Origin of the sequence: Nonomuraea aridisoli, from assembly GCF_003236395.1 — a bacterium.
Classification (GTDB): Bacteria; Actinomycetota; Actinomycetes; order Streptosporangiales; family Streptosporangiaceae; genus Nonomuraea; species Nonomuraea aridisoli.
In genome coordinates this window covers 1-9311 of sequence record NZ_POUD01000329.1, presented here as the reverse complement: position 1 = coordinate 9311, position 9311 = coordinate 1, and the positions used below count along the sequence as shown (strand labels likewise).

General features: G+C 72.4%; 7 protein-coding genes. 5 read left to right on the top strand and 2 right to left on the bottom strand.

The genetic code is table 11. The features are described from left to right. Window positions 1–695, top strand: a 695-nt coding sequence (locus C1J01_RS42525) for a maleylpyruvate isomerase N-terminal domain-containing protein (protein ID WP_111184709.1), incomplete at its 5' end; no start/stop codon positions are given. 164 nt (window positions 696–859) lie between these two features. On the opposite strand, the gene C1J01_RS42520 is transcribed toward C1J01_RS42525, so the two are convergent. Then, the gene (locus tag C1J01_RS42520) at window positions 860–3082 is read right to left on the bottom strand and encodes a peptidase M6 (RefSeq protein WP_146615930.1); all 2223 of its coding nucleotides are present in this window, start codon (window positions 3080–3082) and stop codon (window positions 860–862) included. A 288-nt stretch (window positions 3083–3370) separates the two neighbouring features. Between C1J01_RS42520 and C1J01_RS42515 the strand changes: the two genes are divergently transcribed. Beyond that, complete coding sequence (locus tag C1J01_RS42515; RefSeq protein ID WP_111184707.1) at window positions 3371–4582, top strand: PucR family transcriptional regulator; 1212 nt, start codon at window positions 3371–3373, stop codon at window positions 4580–4582. A gap of 22 nt (window positions 4583–4604) precedes the next feature. Here C1J01_RS42515 and C1J01_RS42510 read toward each other — a convergent pair whose 3' ends face one another. Beyond that, a complete protein-coding gene (locus C1J01_RS42510) occupies window positions 4605–6686 on the bottom strand; it encodes an OmpL47-type beta-barrel domain-containing protein (RefSeq protein WP_111184706.1) in 2082 nt (693 codons plus the stop codon). Between the two features lie 184 nt (window positions 6687–6870). Here C1J01_RS42510 and C1J01_RS42505 point away from each other — a divergent pair, with 184 nt between their 5' ends. The 3 genes from C1J01_RS42505 to C1J01_RS42495 form a co-directional block, all read left to right on the top strand. Further along, the gene (locus C1J01_RS42505) at window positions 6871–7908 is read left to right on the top strand and encodes a S66 family peptidase (protein ID WP_220040389.1); all 1038 of its coding nucleotides are present in this window, start codon (window positions 6871–6873) and stop codon (window positions 7906–7908) included. Between the two features lie 5 nt (window positions 7909–7913). Further along, window positions 7914–8399: a GNAT family N-acetyltransferase gene (locus C1J01_RS42500; protein ID WP_111184704.1), complete on the top strand. Its 486-nt coding sequence runs from the start codon at window positions 7914–7916 to the stop codon at window positions 8397–8399. A 51-nt stretch (window positions 8400–8450) separates the two neighbouring features. After that, window positions 8451–9311: phosphotransferase (locus C1J01_RS42495; RefSeq protein WP_111184710.1), on the top strand; the 861-nt coding region annotated here is incomplete at its 3' end.

Genomic DNA, 9311 nt, shown 5'->3' with positions numbered 1-9311 from the left:
CCCCCACCCGATGCCCCGACTGGACCGTCCACGACATCGCCCGCCACCTCGCCGACGTCGCCGAACTCCACGTCGCCGCACTCACCGGCAGCCTCGCGCACACCCGTTTCGCCGACCTCGACGACTTCGACCCCGCCACCACCCCCGGCCAATGGCTGCGCCACTCCGCCGGCCGGCCACCGGAACAGACGATCGACACCCTCATCGAACTCACCGAGGCCGAACACGACAGCCTCGGCCGCCTCATCGACGCCGGCGCCGACACCGTGGTCACCGGCCCCCTCGGCGGACGATGGCACTGGTCCGTGCTCTCCCTGCACATCCTCTGGGACGCATGGATGCACGAACGCGACATGTCCGCCACCCTGCGGGCCGCCCGGCCACAGAGCCCCACGGTCCAGCGGCTCGTCGCCCTCTACGGCCTCCTGGTCGCGGCGAGCGCCGCCACCGGATCAGGGGAGGCTCCCCAGGTGACCGTTCGCCTCATCGGCAGCCCGGACGACACGTACGAGATCTCCGGCGCCCCGGACGACGTGCGGGTCACCGCGGGAGCAACCTCACCCCCGCACCTCAGCGGCCCCTTCGAAGCCGTCCTGGAGAGCGTAGCCGGGCGCGGCCCGCGCCTCGCCGAGGTCGTCGGCGCCTCGACCCCCACCGTCGAGCGCCTCTCCCAGCTGACGACCATCATGAAATAACGCTTTGCCGGCAGGCGACGGGCGAAGCCCGTTCCTCAGTGGCTACATGGGCGGGTGTAGCCCGCGGGGAGCGCCTTTACAAAGTAGATTCCTTACGGCGGAAGACGACGCCGGCCCCGGACCACCCATGCGGGTCCGGGGCCGGCGTAGCCGGAATCACCAGGTCAGCGGCCGGTGTCCTTCGTCTTCACCTTGCAGGTGGCCGTGGCCGTCTTGCCCGGGTCGCTCACCGAGGCCGCGGTCAGCGTGACCGTCGCCGCGTGGGCGCTGTCCGGCGTACGGGTCACGAACACCGGCACGTCCACCGACTCCCCGAACGCCGCCGTGGCCAGGTCGTTCGGCAGCTGAGCCTGCCAGCCCTCCCCCGCGGCCGAGACCGACAGCCGGTAGATGTCGTTCTTCAGGTGCGCCCGCTCGTCCTGCGGGTGCAGCGCCGGATCGGTCGCCGCGTCCTTGCCGGTGTTCGTCAGCGGGAACGAGCAGTTGGTCGCGTACGCCGGGGCGCCGCCCACGGGCTTGCCCTTCTTCAGCGCCACACCGCGCTGCTGCGGCCCGGCGCCCTCCGGGTTCTGCACGCCGATGACGTAGTGCAGCAGGCCCTTGTCGTCCTCGTACGTGTCGAGGACGTAGAAGCGCAGGCCGTTGGCGGCGTCGGTGTACACGTTCTTGGAGCCCGAGTTCGTGCCGGCGTGGAACAGCGCGTCGTTGAGCTGCCGGTAGTCGCCGATCGTGCGCATCACCTTGGTGCCGTCGGGCCGCACGTAGTCGACCATGCCGATGTCCTCGGGATGCGCGTCCACCACCCACGTGAAGCAGTTGTAACCGCAGGTGGAGCCCTCCTCGCCGTCCTCGCCGGGCTCGTAGGCCTTGTTCTTGGCGATCAGCACGCCGTCGTCCGGCTGGAACGAGCCGTACCCGATCCGCTGGACCGTCTCCAGCGTGTAGTTCGTCCACTCCCCGGCCGGGCCGCCGCCGTCGCACAGCGGGTCGGCGTTCACCTCGCACGCCGGCGAGCGGTCGACCGGCGTCGCGCCGTCCAGCAGCACCTGGACGCCCGCCCGCGTGCCCTTGGGCAGCTCGCCCGCGTTCACCGCCCGGGCGACCACGTCCACGACCGCGAGACCGGACTTCGCCAGCCCGTCACGGTTGAGCCGCAGCACCGAGGAGTACGGGACGAAACCCATCCCGATCTTGCTGCGCAGCGTCAGCTCGGCGGGCATCGACGCGCCCCGCTGCGCGGGCACCTGCCAGCGGTTGTGCGGGCCGCCCGGCCCGTTGAACGAGCCGCGGTCCAGCATGTCCCACGTGCCGGAGCCCGCCCGGTGGTAGGGCTGGATGTACGGATTGTTGTTGTTGTCGCCGATGCTGAAGAAGAAGTGGGCCAGCTCGTGCGTGATCGTGCCCGAGCTCTCCCCCTGCCGGATCGTCGACTGGCCCCACAGCTGCGAGCCGGCCAGCCACGACGTCCAGGGCACGTACCGGCTGCGCACGGCGCTGGGCTGCTCCGGGTTCGGGTTGCCCCAGATCTCGCGCGGCACGTCCTCCGGCGAGTTGAACCTCATCTCGCCGAACTCCTGCCACACCGAGGTCTCGTCGTAGCCGGCGTAGATGCGCATCACAACGTCGAAGCCGCAGTTGCGGGTGCAGTCGGCGTCCTCGTGCCACAGCCGGTCGGCGTCGGTCTCCAGGCGGGTGCCGGCGCAGTTGTTGATGGCGGCCCCGTCACGGACCGTCACCGCGCCGTCGAGGACGAGGTGCGTGCCGTCGGGGATGCCGGTGACGACCCGCTGCCCGGACGGCGAGACGCCCGCGATCGTGATGAGGTCGCCGACCTTGAAGAACTTCGTCGAGGCCACCGCGAGGGTGGTCACGCCGTTCTGGGCGCCCGTGACCGTGGTGGTGCCGGGGCAGCCCTCCTGGTTCGGCTGGCCGATGTCGTTGAGACCGTACTGCGAGTAGTTCTTCGGCATCTCGTACGGCCCGAACGACGTGATCGAGGAGACGCCGATCTTGCCGCCGCTCTGCTCCATCCAGTACCCGTTGATCGTCTGGAAGTTGTTCAGCGCGCTCGGCTTGTTGTAGAAGTCGGCGTAGAACTGCGGGACGTCCTCCCGGCTGATCGGGTCGATCTGCGGGTTGCCGAACGGGTCCGACTGCTTCGGCTTGGTGATCACGAACGGCTGGTCGGGGAAGTCGACCGCGACCAGCGCGATGCGCAGCGCCCGGTCCGTGGGCACCGCGCCGTCGGTGGCCCAGCTGACCCCCGGGATCGGCTTGTAGTCGGCCCAGCTCATGTCGTCCTGGTCCTGCACCCGCTGCGGGTCGATCGGCTGCATCGCGGGCGGGCTCCACGCAGCGGCGGTGGTGGCCTGGCTGGTCTGCGTCATGTTCAGCGATAGGACGAGGACGAGAGTGCCGAGCACCGCCAGGGACTTGCTCGACAATCGTCGGGACGGACGGCGGCCGCGGTTTAAGAGCACAAACAACACCTTCCTCAACGAACCTGCCGAGGCCGAACCCTACGGTCCGCCGGCGCCCGCGTCACTGTGCAGATGCCGAAAGCGCGCCGCCGGCCGTCCCGACGTATGTCGAGATTCGGCGCTCGAACCGTTTGGCGGAACGCAACATCCGGCAAATACCCGGAGAACCTTTCTACGTCCGTCGAAAGCGGTGCGATGCTGTCGGAGCTGCAAACGATCGTGGACTCCCTGGCGAGCCGCGTCGGCCGTCCCGCGCTGATCGAGGACCACCGCCAGCGGGTGGTCGCCTACAGCGAGCAACTCGAGCCGATGGACGAGGTCCGCCGGATGTCGATCCTGCGCCGCCAGACCACACCCGAGGTCATCGCGTTCTTCAGGAAGGTCGGCATCACGCAGGCCAAGGGCGCGATCCGCACCCCGGCCTGCGACGAGCTGCAGATGTTGCCGAGGATCTGCGTGCCGATCCGCCACGGCGACATGCTGCTCGGCTACGTCTGGGTCATCGACGCCGACCGGTCGATGACGGCCGACGAGATCGCCGCGGTCTCCACCACCACCGACGACCTGGCGCTCGCCCTGTACCGCGAGAACCTGGCCGGCGAGCTGGCCTCGCAGCGGGAGACGGAGGCGATCCGGCTGCTGCTCGCCGACGAGCGCGACGCCCGCCGGCACGGCGCGATGACGCTGCTGGAGGGCGGCCTGCTGGCCGGCGATGACGTCCCGACCGCCGCGGTCGTCGCCCGGCTGATCCTGCGCCCCCACGTACGGCTCGACGACCTGGCCCGCATCGCCCTGGAACAGGCGCTCATCGCCAGCCGCCGCCGCTGCGGCCCCAAGGAGGCCGTGCACCTGGTGCGCTACGACCACGGCGTGCTGCTGGTCCACGACCGCGACGGCGCCGCCCTGGCGGTCGCCGAGCACCTCAACGACGCCCTGCAGACGACCATCCGTGGCCTGCACTGCGTGGCGGGCGCGGTGGTCGGCGTGGGCCGCCCGCGCGCCGAGCTGCCGGAGGCGCGCCTGTCCTACGACGAGGCGGCGCTGGCCGCCCAGGTCGCCGTGCGGCTGCCCGCGGTCGGGCCGGTGGCCAGCTGGTCGCAGCTCGGCATCTACCGGCTGCTGTCGCAGCTGTCCGGCGAGGTGCTGAGCAACGCCGGCGTCCACCCCGGCCTGGAGAAGCTCATCGCCGACCCGTCGCACCGGCCGCTGCTGGAGACCCTGGAGACCTACCTCGACCTGGCGGGCAACGCGCACGCCACCGCCGTCCGGATGAACCTGCACCGCGCCTCGGTGTACTACCGGCTCCAGCGCGTCGAGCAGCTCGCCGGCACCGACCTGAGGAACGGCAACGAACGGCTGTCGTTGCACATGGCGCTCAAACTGGCCCGGCTGGCGGGGCCGGCGTAGCACCGGCCCCGCCGGCCGGCGATCAGGGCTCCGTGACCCGGTTGCGGAACGTCAGCGTCCGGACCTGTTCCCGGTTGCCGTTGCCGTCCACGGAGCGGAAGTCGAGCGTGTGGGTGCCCTTGCGCAGCACCCGGAACGGCTCGCTGTAGGTCTTCCACTTCCCGCCGTCGAGCCGGTACTGGGTCCTGGTCACGCCGGAGCCCCAGCCGTCGCCCGCCGTGAGCGTCACGAACGGGTTGACGTACGACTCACCCTGGCGGGGCGGCCGCTGGGTCAGCGCCGCCTCGGTCGTGGGCGGGTCGACCTCGATCGCCGTCAGCGCCGCCCGCACGTCGGGCAGCGGCCCGATGTGCTGGCCCGCGCTCGCCGGGCCCTGCGGGGTGCCGGTGCGCTTGAGCAGGTCGGCGATCCGCGCCGCCGTCCACGGCTCCTGCCCGTTGGCCTTCAGGTACGACTGGATGGCCACGACCGCGCCGGTGACGATCGGCCCGGCGCCGGAGGTGCCGCCGAACGTCCTGGTGTAGCGGACGTTCAGGTTCGCCGGGTCGGTGCCGCCCTGCAGGTTGCCGTTGCCGCCGGAGGTGACGATGTTGTGGCCCCAGCCCTGCAGATCGAACCTGGAGCCGTAGTTGGAGAAGTTCAGCCGCTCGTGGTCGGTGCTGCTGCCGGCGCCGACCATGATCGCGCCGGAGTCCTGGACGCTGCGGTCGAACCACTTGATGCCGTTCTGGACGTACAGGTCGGAGTCGACGTTCTGGTTGCCGTTGCCGCCGGTCTCGACCACGGTGACGCCGAGCCCGTCGAGCAGCTTGACGGCGTCGAAGACCGACGGGATCCACTCCAGCGGCGCGTAGTTGCTGCCGCCGAGCGGGCCCGATGTCTGCTGTTCCAGCAGCACCACGTCCCCGGGCGCGAGGGCGCCGAGCCCGGCCAGGTACGCCAGCGCCGCCCCCGGGCTCCACCGGGTGCCGCCGCCGGGCAGCGCCTGGGTGGGCGAGATGCCGTACATCGTGGCCTCGGGCACGCTGCCGGTCACGCCGTAGCCGTTGTCCTGGCCGATCAGCTCGCCGAAGACCGCCGTGCCGTGCTCGTCGGCGAAGCCGGTGTAGCGGGGGAACACCGAGCCGCCGAGGTCGCTCGACGCGTCGAGCCGCAGGTCCTCGTGGGAGGCGTTCCAGTCGTACTCCAGGTCGACGATCTTGATGCCGGCGCCGCGGGCGCGCGGGTCCTGGTGGGAGAAGTCGGCGTCGATGCCCTGCGGCGCGGGCCGCAGGTAGCCCTGCTGACCGCTGAAGTCGGGCGTCGCCGAAGCCGGAACCGAAGCCGAGACCGACGACGACGGGGGTGGCGCGAGGTCGGGTGCGGGGTAGGCGAAGGCCACCTCGGGGAGCGCGCGCAAGTCGGCGACCGCCTGCTCCACGTCCACGTCGGCGGGCAGCACGACGTTGTACCACGAGGCCATGTCGGGGACGGCCTCGCCGCCGCGCGTCTTCGCCCTCGCGTTCGTGTCGTCCAGCTTCGCCACCGCGGCGCCGGGCATCAGCGGCGTGACGGAACGGGCGCCGTGGCGGCCGAGGACGGCCTGGACGGGGTCGAGGTCCTCGCCGCGGGCGCTGCGCAGGCTCTGGCCCGTGCCGCGGACCCGGAGCGCCTCGGTGAACTTGACCTCCAGGACGACCTCGGGCGTGACCGCGGCCGACGTCGTGAAGTCCCGGCCGTCGCCCAGCGACCCGGTGACGGCGAGCGCGCCGGTGCCGGGGCCGAGCCCGGCCCGCGTCAGCCGCTCCTTGTCGGCGTGCAGGACGAGGTCGGCGCGGCCGTCGCGGTCGGCGTCGGCCGTGGAGGTGAGGTAGCCGCCGTCGTCGCGGGCCACCGGCGCGCCGTCGCCGAGCCGGACGGTGGCGGGGTCGACCGCGGTGGCGTCGACGCCGTCCGCGCTCAGCAGCGTGACGGGGACGAATCCCGGCCCGGCGATGTTGACGGCGGCGGGGAGGACGGCCTTGATCGGGAGTGTGGGCGGGGTCGCGGCGTGCGCGGGCAGCGCGACGACCGCGCCGGCGGCTAAGGTCGCGAGGGCGGCCAGGAGAGCCGGGCGTTGCGGCATGACGAATCCGTTCCATGCGAGGGGGCTGGCGGGGGTCGGAGCCGATGGAAAGGGGTCGGCAGCATCTAATCCCGAGCGGGCCGCGTCGCACACTGGCGCATCTGACGGAAGAATCGACGCCTCGGACCTACCGTTGTCGAAAAGGTGTTCCGGGCCGATGACGCGCTCGGGTAGCTTGCTCGGCATGCCCGCATATCCGGCCAAACCCGAGCCTGGCGACAAGGTCGCCGTCCTGTCCCCCGGCGCCGCACTGCCGGGGATCTTCCCGGAGCCGTACGAGCTGGGTCTGGCCCGCCTGCGGGACGACTTCGGGCTCGTGCCGGTCGAGTACCCGACCACCCGCGAGCTCGGGTCGTCGCCGGCCGCGCGGGCCGCCGACGTCAACGCCGCCTTCGCCGACCCCGAGATCAAGGCCGTGCTGACCAGCATCGGCGGCGACGACCAGATCAAGGTGCTGCGTCACCTCGACCCGGAGGTGCTCGGGGCGAATCCGAAGCCGTTCTTCGGGATCAGCGACAACACCAACCTGTGCAACTACCTGTGGAATCTCGGCATCGTCTCCTACTACGGCGGCACCGTCATGACGGTGTTCGGCCGCGGCGGCCGGATGAACCCGCAGGCGGAGCAGGCGGTGCGGGCCGCGCTGTTCACCCATGACGTCCACGAGCTGCGCCCCGCCGACGTCTACGGCGACGTCGACCAGGACTGGAAGAACCCGGCGCTGCTGGCGCAGGAGCCCGACATGTTCCCCGGCGACGGCTGGCACTGGCACGGCCCCGGCCGCACGGTGACCGGGCCGACCTGGGGCGGCTGCCTGGAGATCGTCGACTGGAACCTGCGCGTCGGCACTCACATCCGCGAGCCCGCCGCCTACGACGGGTGCGTGCTGTTCCTGGAGACCACCGAGGAGTTGCCCGACGCCGGCTACGTCTACCGGGTGCTGATGTGCATGGGCGAGCGCGGCCTGCTCGGCCGCTTCGCCGCGGCCGTCGTGGGGCGGCCCAAGGCGTGGTCGCTCGACCGGCCGCTCCCGCCCGAGGAGAAGGCCGCGTACGCCGAGGCGCAGCGCGAGGCCGTGCTCCGCGCGTTCGCCGAGTACAACCCGGACATTCCGCTGGTCCTCAACGTGGACATCGGCCACACCGACCCGCAGCTGGTGGTTCCGTACGGGGGCGAGGTCACCGTCGACGCGCCCGCCGGCCGCATCACCGTGCGGTACTGATCGGCATGCGGACCCGCGCCACCACGGCCGAGGACCTCGCGTGCCTCACCGCGTGGGAGAACGACCCCGGCACCTCGGCCTGGCTCGGCGAGGTCGGCCGGGCCTGGCACGAGCGCGCCCTGGCCGACCCTGACCAGGATCACCTCGTCGCCGAGCACGACGGCGCCGCCTCTGGCTTCGCCGTGCTCGCCGGCGTCCGCCGGCCGGACCAGGTCGTGGAGCTCCGCCGGATGGTGATCGACCCCGCCGGACGCGGCGCGGGTCTCGGGCGGGCGCTGCTGAGAGCGGTCCTCGCCCGCGCGTACGACCACCACGGCGCCGGCCGCGTCTGGCTGGACGTCAAGGCGCACAACCAGCGGGCGCGGGCCCTGTACGCCTCCGAAGGCTTCGAGGTCACCGACGTGCTCGCCGGCGCCGTCACCGAACACGACGGAACACCCACCGATCTGATCATCATGATCCACCAGCCCAGCCGAGCCGGCACGGGCTGAACGAGGCGCGCGGGCCGGGTCCCCCGGAGTGGGCGGCTAGTGTTGCTGCGCATGACCCACACCGAGATCGAGGTCACCGCGGAGCTGGTCCGGGGTCTGCTGCGCGACCAGCACCCCGACCTGGCCGATCGCCCGTTGCGGCTCGGCGCGCGGGGCTGGGACAACCAGCTGTGGCGGCTCGGCGACGACCTCGCCGTGCGGTTGCCCTGGGCGACGGAGGACGCGGACGAGCTGCTGCGCAAGGAGCACGCCTGGCTGCCCGCCCTCGCCCCGCGCCTGCCGCTGCCGGTTCCCGTCCCGCAACGTCTCGGCGAGCCCTCCACCAGGTTTCCGCGACCCTGGATCGTCACCACGTGGGTGCCCGGCGAGCCCGCCGACCGCGCCCCCGTCACGCGCGGCGCGGAGGCGGCCGACGTCCTGGCCGCGTTCCTGACGGCTCTCCACCGGCCCGCCCCCGACGAGGCGCCCGCCGGCCGCTTCGGCCGCGGCGGGTCGCTGGCCGGCTCCTCCTCGGGGTTCGCCCGGCAGCTCGCCTTGGCGACGGAGATGGGGCTGATCCCTGACCCGGACGCCGTCCGCGCGGTCTGGGACGACGCCGCCGCCGCGCCCGACTGGGCGGGCCCGGCGGTGTGGCTCCACGGCGACCTGCATCCGGCCAACGTCCTCACCGCGGACGGCGCCTTCCGCGGCGTGATCGACTTCGGTGACCTCTGCGCGGGCGACCCGGCCTGCGACCTCGCCGCCGCCTGGATCCTGCTGCCGGACGGCGCCGCCGACCGCTTCCATGCCGCCTACCGGCCGGCCCCGGACGCCGCGACCCTGCGCCGCGCCCGCGGATGGGCGGTGGGACGCGCCGTCAGCGGCATCCTCATCGGCGAGGCCGGCGTCCGCGGCCGCCCCGGCGGCAAGCCC